The organism is Mycolicibacter senuensis (assembly GCF_003284925.1).
In the GTDB taxonomy this organism is placed as follows: Bacteria; Actinomycetota; Actinomycetes; order Mycobacteriales; family Mycobacteriaceae; genus Mycobacterium; species Mycobacterium algericum_A.
The window spans coordinates 12,532-27,919 of sequence record NZ_QMEX01000048.1; the positions used below are offsets into that span (position 1 = coordinate 12,532).

Consider the following 15,388-nt stretch of genomic DNA (forward strand, 5'->3'; position numbering starts at 1 on the left):
CGCTGCTGGGCTAGCTGGGGGCTAGCTGCTCTCGCCACTGTGCAGCAGGGGCCGCAGCCGCTGCGTCTTCTCCGCCGTCCAGCCCGGTGGTTGCAGTACCGCCGCCCAGGCATTGGCGATGTCGTCCTGGTAGGAATGCCCGTGACCGTCCGGGACATTGATCGCCACCGCCATGTCGGCAGAGACCTGTAGAAACGTCACCACAGGCTTCCAAGTCACCTCGGGCAACACGTCGTAGCCGCGGGGTTCTTTGAGCCAATCGGGCTGCTTGAACAGTAGATCGGGATTCCACCAGGCGATCGGGTCGGAGGCATGCTGCAGATAGACCACCCGCGGCGTGCTCCACGGTGTGCTCGGACGGGTGAGGTCGCCGGGCTGGGACACAAACCGTACGTGGAGGCCGTCGTGGTAAATCGGCAGGACCTCCGGGGAGCCCCGGTCGCGGTGGGCGGTCAGCTCGGTCCAGATGGTGTTCTGGAACGTCGGGCCGGAAAACACCGCTCCGTCGGTTCGTGCCAGCACGTTATTGAGGCTCATGAACGGTGCCTCACCGCCGAATGAGCCCAGGCTCTCGCCGAACACCACGACCTTGGGTCGCTTCGACTCGGGCAACTTGCGCACCCGTGCGTCGACCGCTTCGAACAGGGCCTGCCCAGCCTGGCGGGCGTTCTCCTTGTCCACCAGGAAGGATAGCCAGCTCGGCAGGAACGAATACTGCATGCTCACGATTGCGGTGTTGCCGTTGAACAGATACTCCAGCGCCGTGGCGTGCGCTTCGTTGACCCACCCGGTGCCCGTCGTGGTCGCTACCGCGATGACGTCGCGGCCCAGTCCGCCGGTTCGTTCGAGTTCACTGGCGGCCAGCTCGGCAGCCGCGACGATCCCGTCGGCGGAGTTCAGACCCGCGTAGGCGCGGACCGGCTCAGTGGCGGGGGCCCGGTTGAATGCGGTGAGTTGCGCGACGGTGGGGCCACCCTCGACGAAGACCCGGCCCTCTCGGCCCAGGGACTCCCACGACGCCAACGACCCGGGACCCCCCGAACGATGCGAGCTGCTCGGCGGTTCGGTGTCGGGGCCCATTTCGTTGTTGAGGGTGGCGAAGGTGTTGTTCATGGTTCGCATGGCAACCTTGACCACGACGCCGTTGAGCAGCGCCACCCCCAGCGCCAGCAACAGCGTCACCGCGACGACCGCCGAGATCCGCGGCGGCGCAATACGGTTGAGTTGTTGCACCAACAGGCCGGTGAGTCGCCGGAGCAGCTGACCCACTTCGACCAGCGCGAACAACACCACCACCGCCAACACGCCGGCCAGTGGATAGCCCCACCATTTCAGGTGTTCGACGCCCATCAGGTCGCGGACGCGGTCCTGCCAGAAATGAAACCGCACATTCATCACGATGATGCCGATGGTCCCGATCGGCAGCAGTACCGCCCACGCCCAGCGCGGCGGCGGCGGGCTGGAGTCCTGCGAACGCAGGTAGCGCACCAGCCACACCGCGAACACCCCGAGGCAGTAGCCGGCGGCACCGGACCCGCCGCTGACCAGACCCTGGAACAACGGCCCGCGGGGCAGCAGTGACGGTGTCAGGGACAGCCAGATGAACACCACTCCGGTAGCGGTACCGAAGAAGGTATAACGCCTTATCCACCAAGCCTGTTCGGCCGATCCGACCATCGTGTTAGCGGTGGGTGAAGTTGGGCGCGCGCTTCTCGGTGAACGCCGCCATGCCCTCACTCTGGTCTTCGGTGGCGAACGCCGAGTGGAACAGCCGGCGCTCATAGAGCAGTCCCTCGGCCAGGGTGGATTCGAACGCGCGGTTGACCGCTTCCTTGGCCATCCGCGCTGCGGACAGTGACATTCCGGCGATGGTGGCCGCGACCTTTCCGGCTTCGGTCAACAGGTCGTCGGCCGGCACCACGCGCGAGACCAGGCCGCTGCGTTCGGCCTCGGCGGCATCGATGGTGCGGCCGGTCAGGATCAGATCCATGGCCTTGGCCTTGCCGATGGCCCGGGTCAGTCGCTGGGAGCCGCCCATGCCGGGCAGCACACCGAGTTTGATCTCCGGCTGGCCGAATTTCGCGGTGTCGGCGGCGATCAGCAGGTCACACATCATCGCCAGTTCGCAGCCGCCGCCGAGGGCGTGGCCGGCAACCGCCGCGATCGTCGGGGTGCGCACCGCGGCCAGCTTGGACCAGGCGGCGAAGAAGTCCGCCGCGAACACCTCGGCGAAGCTCAGGTCGGCCATCTCTTTGATGTCGGCGCCGGCGGCGAACGCCTTGGCGCTTCCGGTGATGATGATCGCGCCGATGCCCGGGTCGGCGTCGAATTCCGCCGCGGCGGTGGTGACTTCGTTCATCACCTGGCTGTTGAGTGCGTTGAGCGCCTGCGGCCGGTTCAAGGTGATGGTGCCGACGCGTCCGTCGCGGTCGACGAGGATCGTTTCGTAACTCATTTGAAGGACTCCTTAAAACACTAGATCGGGTTCGGCGGGGACGAAATACGATTCGACGTCTGCGGAGCTCACCTCGGCCAGTGTCGCAGGCGACCACTGCGGGTTGCGGTCTTTGTCCACCAACTGGGCGCGGATGCCCTCCACCAGGTCATGGGAGCGCAGCGATGCGCTCGACACCCGGAACTCCTGGATCAGAACGTCTTCCAGCGTGGCCAACTCACCCGCCCGGCGCACCGATTCCAGTGTCACCGAGCAGGCGATCGGAGAGCGGGTGCCGATGAGTTGGGCGGCGGCGTTGGCCTCGGCGTCGGCATGTCCGGCCAGCGCGGCCACGATCTCGGCGACGGTGTCGTGGGCATAGCACTCGTCGATCCAGTCACGGTGTGCCGCAAGCGCACTCGGTGGCGTGTCGACGGCGTGGCGCTGCAGTGCCTCGGTGACCCCGTCGGAGCGGATCGTCGCGGTGAAGTCGCCCAGCGCGGCGTGCGGCACATAGTGGTCGGCGAAACCCAGTTCGATGGCGTCCGCGCCGGAGAACGGCGCACCGGTCAGTGCCGCGTGCAGGCCGAGGTGGCCCGGCGCGCGGGAGAGCAGGTAGGTGCCGCCGACATCCGGGATGAAGCCGATGCCCACCTCCGGCATCGCCATCTTCGTCGTGTCGGTGACCACCCGGGTGTTGGCGTGCGCGCCGACTCCCACACCACCGCCCATCACGATGCCGTCCATCAGCGACACGTACGGCTTGCCGTATCCGCCGATCTGAGCATTGAGGAGATATTCGTCGTGCCAGAAGCGCCGCGCGTCGGCGCCGTCGGCTTTGGCGCTGTGATAGATCGCGACCACGTCGCCGCCGGCGCACAGTCCGCGCTCGCCGGCGCCGGACAGCACCACCGCGGTGACCGCCGGGTCGTCGGCCCAGGTAGAAAGCGCCGCGGTCATCGCGGTCACCATCGGTAGGTTGAGGGAGTTGATCGCCTGCGGGCGGTTCAGCGTCAGCAGACCGATCCCGTTCTCGACGCGGGCCAGTACCTCGTCAGATTCACTCGTCACGCCTTCGCAATGTAGATCCCTTCCCGCGGTCGCCGGTCCGCGGGTAAGGTTTGGCGGAGGAACGGCCCGCAGTCTGTTGGGAACCCCGGCGGGTCGTGGATCGTTGATCAAGTTGTTCGCACATTTCGTGTCGGAGCACAAGACAGCATTAGAGAGGATCGGGAAGGTGCGGGAGACCAGCAACCCGGTATTTCGTTCGTTGCCCAAGCAGGGCGGTTATGCGCAGTTCGGCACCGGTTTAGGGCAAGCCACCGCCGGCGCAACCCAGCAGATGAGCCAGGGTTACCCCGGTCTGCAGAGCCCTCAGACCGACTACCAGCGGGAGGTCAGCCGCCCGCTCACCATCGATGACGTCGTCACCAAGACCGGCATGACGCTGGGGGTGCTCAGCATCGCCGCCGTGGTGTCGTTCTTCCTGGTCTCGGCCAATCAGGCGCTGGCGGCCCCGCTGACCTTCATCGGCGCGTTCGGCGGCCTGGCGCTGGTCATGGTGGCCATGTTCACCCGCCGGCAGGACAGCAAGGCACTGGTGCTCAGCTACGCGGTGCTGGAGGGGCTGTTCCTCGGCGCCATCTCGTTCGTGCTGACCGCGGTCACAGTCGGAACCAGTAACGCCGGTTCGATGATCGGCCAGGCGGTGATGGGCACCTTCGGGGTGTTCGGCGGCATGCTCGTGGTCTACAAGACCGGCGCCATCCGCGTCACCCCGAAGTTCACCCGGATGATCGTCGGCGCCTTGTTCGGTGTGCTGGCCCTGATGATCGGCAACCTGGTGCTGTCGCTGTTCGGTGTCGGCGGTGGTGACGGCCTGGGTCTGCGCAGCGGCGGGACCCTGTCGATCATCTTCTCGCTGGTCTGCATCGGGATCGCCGCGTTCAGCTTCCTGATCGACTTCGACGCGGCGGACCAGCTGATCCGGGCCGGGGCGCCGGAGAAGGCTGCCTGGGGCATCGCCCTGGGTCTGACGGTGACGCTGGTCTGGCTGTACCTGGAGATCCTGCGTCTGCTCAGCTACTTCCAGAGCGAATAACCTTCCGCTTTTCCCGTTGACTCTGCGCTGGGGCGCAAGGTGCGAGTAGCACCAGCCCTCAGCGCAGAGTCATTTTTTAACCGCCGCGGATGTGCGTTGAGACGGCGTTGACACTGCGCTAGGGGCGCAAAAATGCGAGTGGCGGCAGCCCTCAGCGCAGCGTCAACGGGAAGAAGAACTAGGAGAGGCGCTCCACGACCATCGCCATGCCCTGGCCGCCGCCGACACACATCGTCTCCACACCGAAGGTCTTGTCGTGGGTGGCCAGGTTGTTCAGCAGGGTGGCGGTGATGCGGGCGCCGGTCATGCCGAACGGGTGGCCCAGCGCGATCGCCCCGCCGGACACATTCAGCTTGTCCTCGTCGATGCCCAGCTCACGGGCCGAGCCGAGCACCTGCACCGCGAAGGCCTCGTTGATCTCGAACAGGTCGATGTCCGAGACCGACATCTTCGCGTTCGTCAGCGCCTTCTTGACCGCCTCGATCGGCCCCAGGCCCATGATCTCCGGCGACAGGCCCGACACTCCGGTGGCCACAATCCGGGCGAGCGGCTTGAGGCCGAGCTGCTTTGCCTTGGTGTCGCTGGTGATGACCACGGCGGCCGCGCCGTCATTGAGCGGGCAGGCGTTACCGGCGGTCACCGTGCCGTTGGGACGGAACACCGGCTTGAGCTGGCTGATCTTCTCGTAGGTGGTGCCGGCGCGCGGCCCGTCGTCGGTGCTGACGACGGTGCCGTCCGGCAGCGTCACCGGGGAGATCTCCCGGGCGAAGAAGCCGCTCTTGATGGCTTCCTCGGCGCGGTTCTGGCTGCGCACACCCCAGTGGTCCTGGTCCTCGCGGCTGATCCCGGTGTGCAGCACCACGTTCTCGGCAGTCTGGCCCATCGCGATGTAGATGTCGGGCAGGTTGCCGTCGGCGCGCGGGTCATGCCACTCCTCGGCACCGGCAGCAGCCGCCTCGGTGCGGGCCATGGCATCGTTGAACAGCGGGTTCTTGCTGTCCGGGGCGCCGTCAGCGGCACCGATGCCGAACTGCGAGACGGTCTCCACCCCGGCGGAGATGAACGCGTCGCCCTCGCCGGCCTTGATCGCGTGGAACGCCATCCGGGTGGTCTGCAGTGACGACGAGCAGTAGCGGTTGACCGTGGTGCCCGGCAGGAAGTCGTAGCCGAGCAGCACCGACACCACGCGCGCAATGTTGTAGCCGGCGGCGCCGCCGGGCTGGCCGCAGCCCATCATCAGGTCATCGATCTGGTGCGGGTTGAGTTCGGGCACCTTGTCCAGGGCGGCGCGAACCATCTGCGCGGCCAGGTCGTCGGGCCGCATGGTGACCAGCGAACCCTTACCGGCCCGGCCGATCGGTGAGCGAGCAGTTGAGACGATGACGGCTTCGGGCACGATGACTCCTTGCGATCGGGTATTGCAGCCGAATCTAGTCCGGCGGCACCGTCGCACGTAAATCGGCCTGGGCCATCGCGGCGCACAGCGGCGGGATCAATTGGCTCGCCGCCAGCGCATAACCTGCGGCCGAGGGGTGGTACTGGTCCCGGGCGAACAGCAGCCCGGGTGTATCGCGGAACGCCGGCGCGCTGAAGTCGGCGAACGGCACGGGGATACCGCCGGCGGCTTTGACCGCCCGGGTCTGGGCCCGCGCCAACTGCCGGGCGCGGATCTGCGCGACCAACCGCAGCGGCTGGGGGATCGCACTGACCGCCCCGAAATCCGGGCAGGTGCCGACGACCACCACCGCGCCGCTGCGGTGCAGGCGCTTCACCGCTGCGTGCAGTCGCTGCGCGGAGCCGGCGATGCTGTTGAGCGCGGTGACGTCGTTCGCCCCGATCATGATCACCGCCGCGTCGGGCGGCGGCCCCGCGACAAACATCGCGTCGACCTGGCCGGCGAGGCCCTTGGAGGTGGCGCCGACGATTGCCTTGGTGCTCAGGCGAATCCGCTTGCCGGTGCGCTCGGCCAGTGCCCGGGCGATCAGCGCGCCTGGCACCTCCTCGGGTGAGCAGCAGCCGTAGCCGGTCCCGGTCGAGTCGCCGAAGACCATCAGGTGCAGGTCGACGCTCATGCCACGCTGAAAGCGCTGCACGGCGACTTCGCCGGGAAGCTCACCGGCAACGTAGATGCCGTCGGCGCGCGGCGGAACGTCGCAGGCTCTCGGAATGGTCTGGCGCGCGACGTCGGCCTGGCCGGCCAACAGATTGCGCAGCCCCAAGTAGAGGGTGCCGCTGGAGGCGAGCGCCCCGGCGGCCGCCAGCGTGACCGCCGACCGCCGCGCCACCTGGATCCCCATGGGGTAAGTCTAAGGAGCGAAACCGCACGACGCCCGCGCGCAGCAAACAAAACAGATCACGATGCGGACCCGATGCCGTATCGGAACGAACCCTAAGATTTCTTCACATACTTCTTCGTGTGACGATACGTGGAACCGCGTTGGCTGTGCCGGCCGGGGCCGGCTGGAGGGAGTGTCCGCCATGACCGCACCCAGCAGAATTCCCAGCTCGTCGCGCTCTGCCGCCCGGCTATATCCCGTTTCGCGGCCCCGCCGACACGGCCGCCACGACGGGCTGCCCGTCGAGGTCGTCGAGGACTCACCCAGCGTTGAAGGCAGGCTGGCGTGGCTGGCCGCCAGGGCCACCATCAGACCGGTGCTGTCGGTCGGCAGCTACTTCCCGCGGATGCCGTGGCCGTTCGGCTTGCTCGACTTCGCCGCCAAGGCGATGCTGCCGCCGCCGGGCACCATCCGCGCCACCATCCGGTTGCCGCGGTGCAAAGCTCAACTGGTGCGGGCCGCCGGTGTGCTGCCCGCCGACGGCACCCGCCGGGTGGTGCTCTACATGCACGGCGGCGCGTTTGTGACCTGCGGGGCCAATACCCACGGCCGGCTCGTCACCAAGCTGTCCAAGTACGCCGACAGCCCGATCCTGGTGGTGGAGTACCGGATGGTCCCGAAGAACTCCATCGACGACGCCATCGACGACTGTTACGACGGCTACCGGTGGCTGCGCCGCCAGGGCTACCAACCGGAGCAGATCGTGCTCGCCGGCGACTCCGCCGGCGGCTACCTGTCGCTGGCGCTGGCCCAGCGCCTGCTGGAGGAGGGCGAGGACCCCGCGGCGATCGTCGCAATGTCGCCGCTGCTGGAGATCGCCAAGGAAGCCAAGAAGGCGCACCCGAACATCCACACCGGGGCGATGTTCCCGCCCAAGGCGTTCGACGCGTTCGTCGAACTGGTCGAAGCGGCCGCCCGCAACGACCGCGTTCACGGCGGTAGCCATCCCGGAAAGGTCCTCGAACCGCTGCGCCACGTCAAACCCGGCCTGCCGCGCACCCTGATCCACGTCTCCGGTTCCGAGGTGCTACTGCACGACGCGCGGCTGGGCGCCAAGGTGCTGGCCGCGGCCGGCGTCCCGGTGGAGCTGCGGGTGTGGCCGGGCCAGATCCACGTCTTCCAGATCGCCGCGCCGTTCGTGCCGGAGGCCACCCGCTCGCTGCGCCAGATCGGCGAATACATCCGCGAGGCCACCGGTTAGCGAGGCCGTGCCCCGGTGGGTGGCACCGCCTGAGACGATGGCAGGTATGCGGATAGCGCGCCACATCAGTGACCTCATCGGCAACACCCCACTGGTCGAGCTGAATTCGATCGTTCCCGACGGGGCGGGCCGGGTGGTGGCCAAGATCGAATACCTCAACCCGGGTGCGAGCTCCAAGGACCGCATCGCGGTGAAGATGATCGACGCCGCCGAGGCCAGCGGGGCGCTGCGGCCCGGTGGCACCATCGTCGAGCCCACCTCCGGCAACACCGGTGTCGGGCTGGCGCTGGTCGCCCAGCGCCGCGGTTACAAGTGCGTGTTCGTCTGCCCGGACAAGGTCAGCGAGGACAAGCAGAACGTGATGCGCGCCTACGGCGCCGAGGTGGTGGTCTGCCCGACGGCGGTGCCGCCCGACGACCCGGCCAGCTACTACAGCGTGTCCAACCGGTTGGTCACCGAGATCGACGGCGCCTGGAAACCCGACCAGTACTCCAACCAAGCCGGCCCGGAGAGCCATTACGAGACCACCGGTCCGGAGGTCTGGAACGACACCGACGGTCAGGTCACCCACTTCGTCGCGGGGATCGGCACCGGCGGCACCATCACCGGCACCGGCCGCTACCTCAAGGAGGTGTCGGGGGGCCGGGTCCGGGTCATCGGCGCTGACCCCGAGGGCTCGGTGTACTCCGGCGGCACCGGCCGGCCGTACCTGGTGGAAGGCGTCGGGGAGGACTTCTGGCCGGCCGCCTACGACCCGAAGGTGCCCGACGAGATCATCGCGGTCTCCGACGCGGACTCCTTCGACATGACCCGCCGACTGGCCCGCGAGGAAGCGTTGCTGGTCGGTGGATCCTGCGGCATGGCCGTGGTGGCCGCGGTGGAGGCGGCCGTCAAAGCCGGACCCGACGCGCTCGTCGTCGTCCTGCTGCCCGACGGCGGCCGCGGCTACATGTCGAAGATCTTCAACGACTCCTGGATGTCGTCCTACGGGTTCCTGCGCTCCCGGCTGGACGGCTCGACGGTGCAGCCCACCGTGGCCGACGTGCTGCGGGCCAAGTCCGGGGTGTTGCCCGACCTGGTGCACACCCACCCGTCGGAGACGCTGCGCGACGCCATCGGGATCCTGCGGGAGTACGGGGTGTCGCAGATGCCCGTCGTCGGCGCCGAGCCGCCGGTGATGGCGGGGGAGGTGGCCGGCAGTGTGTCCGAGCGGGACCTGCTCTCGGCGGTCTTCGAGGGCCGGGCCAAGCTCGCGGACGCGGTTTCGAAGCACATGGGCCCGCCGCTGCCGCTGATCGGCTCCGGCGAGGTGGTCGGCGTCGCCGCCACCACCCTGGCCGACGTCGACGCGGTGATGGTGGTCGAAGACGGCAAGCCGGTCGGCGTCATCACCCGCCACGACCTGTTGGGGTTCCTCTCCGACGGGCCGCGCCGCAGGTAGCGATCACACGGGCGCATTGCGGTAGCGTGAAAATCCGCATCGAATTACTCGGAGAAGGGTGCTCATGACCGACTTCCCGCCGCCACCGGGCACCTACCCTCCTCCGCCGGGTGATTATCCGCCCCCGCCGGGCAACTACCCGCCGCCGCGGCCGGGCGATTATCCGGCGGCCGGCAATTACCCGCCCCCGCCGGGCGGCGGCTACCCCCCGCCGGGGAACTATCCGCCGCCCCCGCCGGGCAACTATCCGCCCCCGCCGCCGGGCAACTACCCGCCGCCTGCCCCCGGGTACGCCTCGGTCGGAGGTCCGGTCGGCGACCTTCCGCAGGAGTCCTACACGCCGTGGCTCACCCGGGTGGGCGCCTACCTCATCGACTGCTTGCCGATCCTGGTGATCTACTGGATTCCTTCGATGATCGCCGGGTCCACCGCACAACGGGAGTGCGTCACCACGTCGGCCGGGTTCGCCTGCACCGTCACGCCGTCGGCCGTCGGCGCCCTGCTGATGTTCCTCGGCTGGCTGGGGGCCTTCGGCTTCGGACTGTGGAACTACGGCTACCGGCAGGGCACCACCGGATCGAGCATCGGCAAATCGCTGATGAAGTTCAAAGTGGTCTCCGAAACCACCGGTCAGCCGATCGGGTTCGGGATGTCGATCGTGCGACAACTGGCCCACATCATCGACAGCATCATCTTGCTCATCGGCTATCTGTTCCCGCTGTGGGACGCCAAACGCCAGACGCTGGCCGACAAGATCATGACCACCGTCTGCCTGCCGATCCGGTGAGCCGCCTGCACGGCCCGATCGGCCCCTCCACCACGGCGATTCACGCCGGTTACCGGCCCGACCCGGCCACCGGGGCGGTCAATGCGCCGATCTATGCCAGCAGTACGTTCGCCCAGGACGGTGTCGGTGGCCTGCGGGGCGGTTACGAGTACGCCCGTACCGGCAACCCGACCCGGACCGCGCTGGAGACCGCGCTGGCAGCTGTCGAACAGGGCGGGTACGGCCGGGCGTTCTCCTCCGGGATGGCCGCCACGGACTGTGCGCTGCGGGCGATGCTGCGTCCCGGCGATCACCTGATCATTCCCGACGACGCCTACGGCGGCACCTTCCGGCTGATCGACAAGGTGTTCACCGGTTGGGGTTTGTCCTACACGCCGGTCGCGCTGTCTGACCTGGACGCGGTGCGTGCCGCCCTCACCGACAAGACCCGACTGATCTTCGCGGAGACGCCCACCAACCCGCTGCTGTCGATCAGCGACATCGAAGCCATCGCCGCAATCGGCCGGGAATCGGGCGCAAAGGTGTTGGTGGACAATACCTTCGCCTCTCCGGCGCTGCAGCAGCCGCTGACGCTGGGCGCTGACGTGGTGCTGCACTCCACCACGAAATACATCGGCGGCCACTCCGATGTGGTCGGTGGCGCGCTGGTCACCGACGACGAGGAACTAGACGCCGCCTTCGCGTTCCTGCAGAACGGCGCCGGGGCGGTCCCCGGTCCGTTCGACGCCTACCTCACGCTGCGAGGCCTCAAGACGCTGGCGCTGCGGATGCAACGGCACAGCGAGAACGCGGCCGCGGTGGCGGAGTTCCTCGCCGCACACGCCGCCGTCGACACCGTGCTGTATCCGGGCCTGCCCGGCCACCCGGGGCATGACATTGCCGCGCGGCAGATGCGCGGGTTCGGTGGCATGGTGTCGGTGCGGCTGCACGGCGGTCGAGGAGCGGCGGAGAAGCTGTGCGCCGCAACCGAGATCTTCATCCTGGCCGAGTCACTGGGCGGGGTGGAGTCGCTGATCGAACACCCGGGCGCGATGACCCATGCATCGACGGCCGGTTCGCAACTGGAGGTTCCCGACGACCTGGTGCGGCTCTCGGTCGGCATCGAGGACATCGACGACCTGCTCGAGGACCTGAAGCAGGCGCTGCGCTGAGCCGCGGTAGGCCTCAGGGGCGATAGGGCTCCGCGCTGACCAGGGTCACCTTGACGGTGTTGCCGCTGGGCACCGTGTAGCTGCGTTCCTCGCCTTCCTTGGCGCCGAGCAGGGCATGACCCAGCGGTGAGTTCGGCGAATACACCTCAAGGTTCTCCTCGCTGATGCCCTCTTGGCGGGTGGCGATCAGGAAGGTCTCGGTGTCGCTCTTGTCGCCGTCGTAGAACACCTTGACCACCGAACCGGGCAGCGCCACCCCGGACTGGGTGGGAGCCTCGCCGACCTTGGCGTTGTTGAGCAGGTCCTGCAGTTGGCGGATGCGGGCTTCTTGCTGCCCCTGCTCCTCGCGGGCAGCATGGTAGCCGCCGTTCTCGCGCAGATCACCCTCCTCGCGGCGGTCATTGATCTCCGCGGCGATCACCGGACGGTTCGCGATCAGCTGGTCGAGCTCGGCCTTGAGCCGGTCGTGCGACTCCTGCGTCAACCAGGTCACCTGGGTGTCCGTCATGTCACTGTGCTCCTCATGTCGTCGGACCCGGCGATAGCAGCCAGCGGGGTCGACGTCTTTAGTAATGCAGTCGTTCTAATGCAGCAATACACGGTCCCAGCCGGAACCGTGTATCCATACAGGGTACCACCGGAAAATCAGGGCGACCGCAGGTAATCGGGCACGTCGGGGCCGCAACCGTAGATATCGCCCATGAGTGGCGGCTGGGAGGATTTGACGATCGTCGTCACCTGTACGGTCGACGACTCCGACGGTGGAATCAGCACTTCACGCCTGCCGGTCTCACTGCCGTCACCGGCCCGGACCCGCACGATGCAGACCGCCGGGCGGGACGGATCAGATCGCGTCACGCTGATTTTCACTGTCACCGTCTGGTCATCGACCACCTCGTAGCCGTACAGCTCGCCTTTCACGTCGGCGGTGGTCAGCCGTTGAAAGCCCAGCACGGCGACGGCCGCGGCCGTCGCGATGGCCAGCGCGCCCAGCGTGATGGCCAGCAGGCGCCGTGGCAGGGCGCGGCTACGGGTGTCCCCGTAGCGGGCCGGCTTCGAGTCGGTCATCGTGCGGTATGTCCCAGGGTCGTGAGTCGGGATCGGTTAACGCGCCCGCCGCCCATGGTGGAACGATGGAGGCCGAAACCAACGGGAACTATAGGGGCTAAAAGGGGAACGTGCACATGAGCGGACTGCGGTTGATGGCGGTGCATGCGCACCCCGACGACGAGTCCAGCAAGGGTGCGGCGACGCTGGCCCGTTACGCCGCCGCCGGTCACCGGGTGATGGTGGTGACGCTGACCGGCGGCGAGCGCGGCGACATCCTCAACCCGGCCATGGACCTGCCCGACGTCCACGGTCACATCGCCGAGATACGCCGTGACGAGATGGCCAAGGCCGCCGAGATCCTCGGCGTCGAACATCACTGGCTGGGTTTCGTCGACTCCGGGCTGCCCAAGGGCGACCCGCTGCCCCCGCTGCCGGAGGACTGCTTCGCCCTGGTGCCGCTGGAGGTGTCCGTCGAAGCCCTGGTGCGGGTGGTTCGCGATTTCCGGCCGCACGTGATGACGACCTACGACGAGAACGGCGGCTATCCGCACCCCGACCACATCCGCTGTCACCAGGTCTCGGTGGCCGCCTTCGAGGCCGCCGGCGACTACCGTCGCTACCCGCAGGCCGGCGACGTCTGGAACGTTTCGAAGCTGTACTACAACCACGGATTCCTGCGGCAGCGGATGCAGTTGCTGCAGGACGAGTTCGCCCGGAACGGGCAGATCGGGCCGTTCGCAAAGTGGCTGGAGCGCTGGAAACCCGACCACGACAGCTTCGCCGACCGGGTGACCAGCCGGATCCACTGCGCTGAGTACTTCCACCAGCGCGACGACGCGCTGCGCGCACACGCCACCCAGATCGACCCGAACGGCGATTTCTTCGCCGCTCCGATCGAGTGGCAGCAACGCCTGTGGCCCACCGAGGAGTTCGAGCTGGCCCGGTCCAGGGTGCCTATCATCCTGCCGGAGACCGACCTGTTCGCCGGGATCGAGGACGACTGATGAATCATGCTCTGCTGACCACACTGTGGCTCCTGGCCGACGATGTGCCCCGGGAGACCGGGCCGGACTTCGGCAAGGCCAGTCCCTTCGGCCTGCTGGTGGTCGTGCTCCTGCTGCTCGGCACGTTCGGGCTGGTGTGGTCGATGAACCGGCACCTCAAGAGGGTGCCGGAATCCTTCGACCGGGAGGATCCGGCCGCCGACCAGGCCGCCGACGAGGGCACGCTGGACCCGGGACCGGACTCGGCGGGCTAGAACCAGGGTTAGGCAGGGTCAGCTGATGTCGAATCGTCTCGGCGAATCCACCAGCCCGTATCTGCGCCAGCACGCCGACAATCCGGTGCACTGGCAGGAGTGGACACCCGAGGCGCTGGCCGAGGCCGTCGAGCGTGACGTGCCGATCCTGCTGTCGGTGGGCTATGCGGCATGTCACTGGTGTCACGTGATGGCGCACGGCTCGTTTGAGGACGCCCACGTCGCCGAGGTGATGAACGATGGCTTCGTGTGCATCAAGGTCGACCGGGAGGAACGCCCGGACATCGACGCCGTGTACATGAACGCCACCATGGCGCTCACCGGCCGCGGGGGCTGGCCCATGACATGTTTTCTGACTCCGGACGGCCGGCCGTTCTATTGCGGCACCTACTACCCCAAAGAGACGTTCCTGAACCTGCTTTCGGCGATCAGCTCCACCTGGCGCGAGCGCCGCGGCGAGGTCGAGGACGCTTCGGGGCGCATCACCGCCGAATTGCGGGAGATGGCCGCCGGCCTGCCCGGCAACGGCCCGCCCGTCGACGCGATGCTCTGTGACGGTGCCGTGGCGGCGGTGCTGCGTGATGAGGACACCGAACGCGGGGGATTCGGCGGCGCACCCAAGTTCCCGCCGTCGGCGCTGATGGAGACCCTGCTGCGCCACTACGAACGGACCGCAAACCGTCCGGCACTGGACGCGGTGGCCCGCGTCGGTGCGGCGATGGCACGCGGCGGAATCTACGATCAGCTCGCCGGGGGATTTGCCCGCTACAGCGTCGACAGCGCCTGGGTGGTACCGCATTTCGAGAAGATGCTGTACGACAACGCGCTGCTGCTGCGGGCCTACGCGCACTGGGCCCGGCGCACCGGCGATCCGCTGGCCGTCCGGGTGACCTCGGAGACGGCCCGCTTTCTGCTGGACGAGCTCGCGTGCGGCGGCATGTTCGTCTCCTCGCTGGACGCCGACGCCGACGGCGGGGAGGGCTCCACGTACGTGTGGACTCCCGCTCAGCTGGCCGACGTGCTCGGCGAGGCCGAGGGGCAGTGGGCGGCAGATGTTTTCGGGGTGACCCCGAGCGGGACGTTCGAATCCGGTACGTCGGTGCTGCAGTTGCCCGTCAATCCTGACGATCTCCAACGGTTCGACCGGGTGCGCCAGCGGTTGCTGTTTGCCCGGCGTGCCCGGGTGCAGCCCGACCGCGACGACAAGGTGGTCACCGCCTGGAACGGGTTGGCGATCACCGCCTTGGCCGAAGCCGCTGTGGCGCTGGAGAATCCGGGGCTGGCTGCCGCGGCGCAGCGCTGCGCCGGCGAACTGCTGCAGCTACACCTGGTGGACGGGCGGCTGCGCCGGGCCAGCCTGGGCGGCCGGGTAGGCGACAGTGCGGCCATCCTGGAGGACTACGGCGCGCTGGCCACCGGATTGCTCAGCGTGTATCAACTCAGCGGTGAACAGCGGTGGCTAGCTGCCGCCACCGGCCTGCTGGACACCGCGCTGACCCACTTCGCCGATCCGGCGCGGCCAGGACGCTGGTTCGACAACGCCGACGATGCCGAAGCACTGGTGCTGCGCCCCGGCGATCCGCTGGACGGGGCCACGCCGTCGGGGGCGGCGCTGGTCACCGAGGCACT

The 15,388-nt window shown here is 68.0% G+C and carries 15 protein-coding genes; 8 read left to right on the forward strand and 7 right to left on the reverse strand.

Annotation, left to right across the window (positions count from 1 at the left end; genetic code table 11):
- Positions 1-21: 21 nt before the first annotated feature.
- Genes DQP56_RS12855 through DQP56_RS12865 form a run of 3 tightly spaced genes read right to left on the reverse strand, consistent with a single transcriptional unit; the run spans position 22 to position 3,505 of the window.
- Positions 22-1,677 (reverse strand): alpha/beta hydrolase, encoded by a 1,656-nt coding sequence (locus DQP56_RS12855; RefSeq protein WP_112685975.1) that lies wholly within the window; start codon positions 1,675-1,677, stop codon positions 22-24.
- Positions 1,678-1,681: 4 nt separating this feature from the next.
- Entirely contained in the window at positions 1,682-2,455 is a 774-nt protein-coding gene (locus DQP56_RS12860; RefSeq protein ID WP_112685977.1) for an enoyl-CoA hydratase, read from the reverse strand.
- A 12-nt stretch (positions 2,456-2,467) separates the two neighbouring features.
- The gene (locus DQP56_RS12865) at positions 2,468-3,505 is read right to left on the reverse strand and encodes an enoyl-CoA hydratase/isomerase family protein (RefSeq protein WP_112685979.1); all 1,038 of its coding nucleotides are present in this window, start codon (positions 3,503-3,505) and stop codon (positions 2,468-2,470) included.
- 166 nt (positions 3,506-3,671) lie between these two features.
- On the opposite strand from DQP56_RS12865, the gene DQP56_RS12870 reads away from it, so the two are divergent.
- On the forward strand, positions 3,672-4,535 hold the full coding sequence (locus DQP56_RS12870) for a Bax inhibitor-1/YccA family protein (RefSeq protein WP_112685997.1): 864 nt from the start codon (positions 3,672-3,674) through the stop codon (positions 4,533-4,535).
- Positions 4,536-4,713: 178 nt separating this feature from the next.
- Here the strand turns inward: DQP56_RS12870 and DQP56_RS12875 are convergent, their stop codons facing one another.
- Positions 4,714-5,931 (reverse strand): acetyl-CoA C-acetyltransferase, encoded by a 1,218-nt coding sequence (locus tag DQP56_RS12875; protein ID WP_083040355.1) that lies wholly within the window; start codon positions 5,929-5,931, stop codon positions 4,714-4,716.
- A 34-nt stretch (positions 5,932-5,965) separates the two neighbouring features.
- Positions 5,966-6,832: an SGNH/GDSL hydrolase family protein gene (locus DQP56_RS12880; protein ID WP_112685981.1), complete on the reverse strand. Its 867-nt coding sequence runs from the start codon at positions 6,830-6,832 to the stop codon at positions 5,966-5,968.
- A gap of 181 nt (positions 6,833-7,013) precedes the next feature.
- Here DQP56_RS12880 and DQP56_RS12885 point away from each other — a divergent pair, with 181 nt between their 5' ends.
- From DQP56_RS12885 to DQP56_RS12900, 4 genes are all read left to right on the forward strand, one after another.
- Positions 7,014-8,072 (forward strand): alpha/beta hydrolase, encoded by a 1,059-nt coding sequence (locus DQP56_RS12885; protein WP_112685999.1) that lies wholly within the window; start codon positions 7,014-7,016, stop codon positions 8,070-8,072.
- A gap of 46 nt (positions 8,073-8,118) precedes the next feature.
- Positions 8,119-9,513 carry a cystathionine beta-synthase gene (locus DQP56_RS12890; protein ID WP_112685983.1) on the forward strand — a complete coding sequence of 465 codons (1,395 nt, stop codon included), beginning with the start codon at positions 8,119-8,121 and terminating at the stop codon, positions 9,511-9,513.
- 64 nt (positions 9,514-9,577) lie between these two features.
- Positions 9,578-10,300: an Rv1078 family RDD domain-containing protein gene (locus tag DQP56_RS12895; protein WP_112685985.1), complete on the forward strand. Its 723-nt coding sequence runs from the start codon at positions 9,578-9,580 to the stop codon at positions 10,298-10,300.
- On the forward strand, positions 10,297-11,451 hold the full coding sequence (locus DQP56_RS12900) for a cystathionine gamma-synthase (RefSeq protein ID WP_112685987.1): 1,155 nt from the start codon (positions 10,297-10,299) through the stop codon (positions 11,449-11,451). The genes DQP56_RS12895 and DQP56_RS12900 overlap by 4 nt, the downstream gene beginning before the upstream one ends.
- Before the next feature lie 13 nt (positions 11,452-11,464).
- On the opposite strand, the gene greA is transcribed toward DQP56_RS12900, so the two are convergent.
- Together greA and DQP56_RS12910 are read right to left on the reverse strand one after the other, a co-directional pair.
- A complete protein-coding gene (greA, locus tag DQP56_RS12905; RefSeq protein ID WP_112685989.1) occupies positions 11,465-11,959 on the reverse strand; it encodes a transcription elongation factor GreA in 495 nt (164 codons plus the stop codon).
- A 137-nt stretch (positions 11,960-12,096) separates the two neighbouring features.
- Positions 12,097-12,519, reverse strand: coding sequence for a DUF4307 domain-containing protein (locus DQP56_RS12910; protein ID WP_112685991.1), 423 nt, complete (start codon positions 12,517-12,519; stop codon positions 12,097-12,099).
- Between the two features lie 116 nt (positions 12,520-12,635).
- On the opposite strand from DQP56_RS12910, the gene mca reads away from it, so the two are divergent.
- The 3 genes from mca to DQP56_RS12925 form a co-directional block, all read left to right on the forward strand.
- Positions 12,636-13,505: a mycothiol conjugate amidase Mca gene (gene mca / locus DQP56_RS12915; RefSeq protein WP_112685993.1), complete on the forward strand. Its 870-nt coding sequence runs from the start codon at positions 12,636-12,638 to the stop codon at positions 13,503-13,505.
- Positions 13,505-13,759 (forward strand): hypothetical protein, encoded by a 255-nt coding sequence (locus DQP56_RS12920; RefSeq protein ID WP_013827971.1) that lies wholly within the window; start codon positions 13,505-13,507, stop codon positions 13,757-13,759. Before mca ends, DQP56_RS12920 begins: the two co-directional genes overlap by 1 nt.
- 25 nt (positions 13,760-13,784) lie before the next feature.
- Positions 13,785-15,388 (forward strand): thioredoxin domain-containing protein (locus DQP56_RS12925; protein ID WP_133258929.1); only part of this gene is annotated, 1,604 nt, incomplete at its 3' end.

Bases quoted from the DNA above. Each gene is read 5' to 3' on its own strand.
- DQP56_RS12880 (WP_112685981.1), bottom strand. From the start codon at position 6,832: ATGGGGATCCAGGTGGCGCGGCGGTCGGCGGTCACGCTGGCGGCCGCC.
- greA (WP_112685989.1), bottom strand. From the start codon at position 11,959: ATGACGGACACCCAGGTGACCTGGTTGACGCAGGAGTCGCACGACCGG.
- DQP56_RS12860 (WP_112685977.1), bottom strand. From the start codon at position 2,455: ATGAGTTACGAAACGATCCTCGTCGACCGCGACGGACGCGTCGGCACC.
- DQP56_RS12885 (WP_112685999.1), top strand. From the start codon at position 7,014: ATGACCGCACCCAGCAGAATTCCCAGCTCGTCGCGCTCTGCCGCCCGG.
- mca (WP_112685993.1), top strand. From the start codon at position 12,636: ATGAGCGGACTGCGGTTGATGGCGGTGCATGCGCACCCCGACGACGAG.
- DQP56_RS12890 (WP_112685983.1), top strand. From the start codon at position 8,119: ATGCGGATAGCGCGCCACATCAGTGACCTCATCGGCAACACCCCACTG.
- DQP56_RS12855 (WP_112685975.1), bottom strand. From the start codon at position 1,677: ATGGTCGGATCGGCCGAACAGGCTTGGTGGATAAGGCGTTATACCTTC.
- DQP56_RS12910 (WP_112685991.1), bottom strand. From the start codon at position 12,519: ATGACCGACTCGAAGCCGGCCCGCTACGGGGACACCCGTAGCCGCGCC.
- DQP56_RS12920 (WP_013827971.1), top strand. From the start codon at position 13,505: ATGAATCATGCTCTGCTGACCACACTGTGGCTCCTGGCCGACGATGTG.
- DQP56_RS12895 (WP_112685985.1), top strand. From the start codon at position 9,578: ATGACCGACTTCCCGCCGCCACCGGGCACCTACCCTCCTCCGCCGGGT.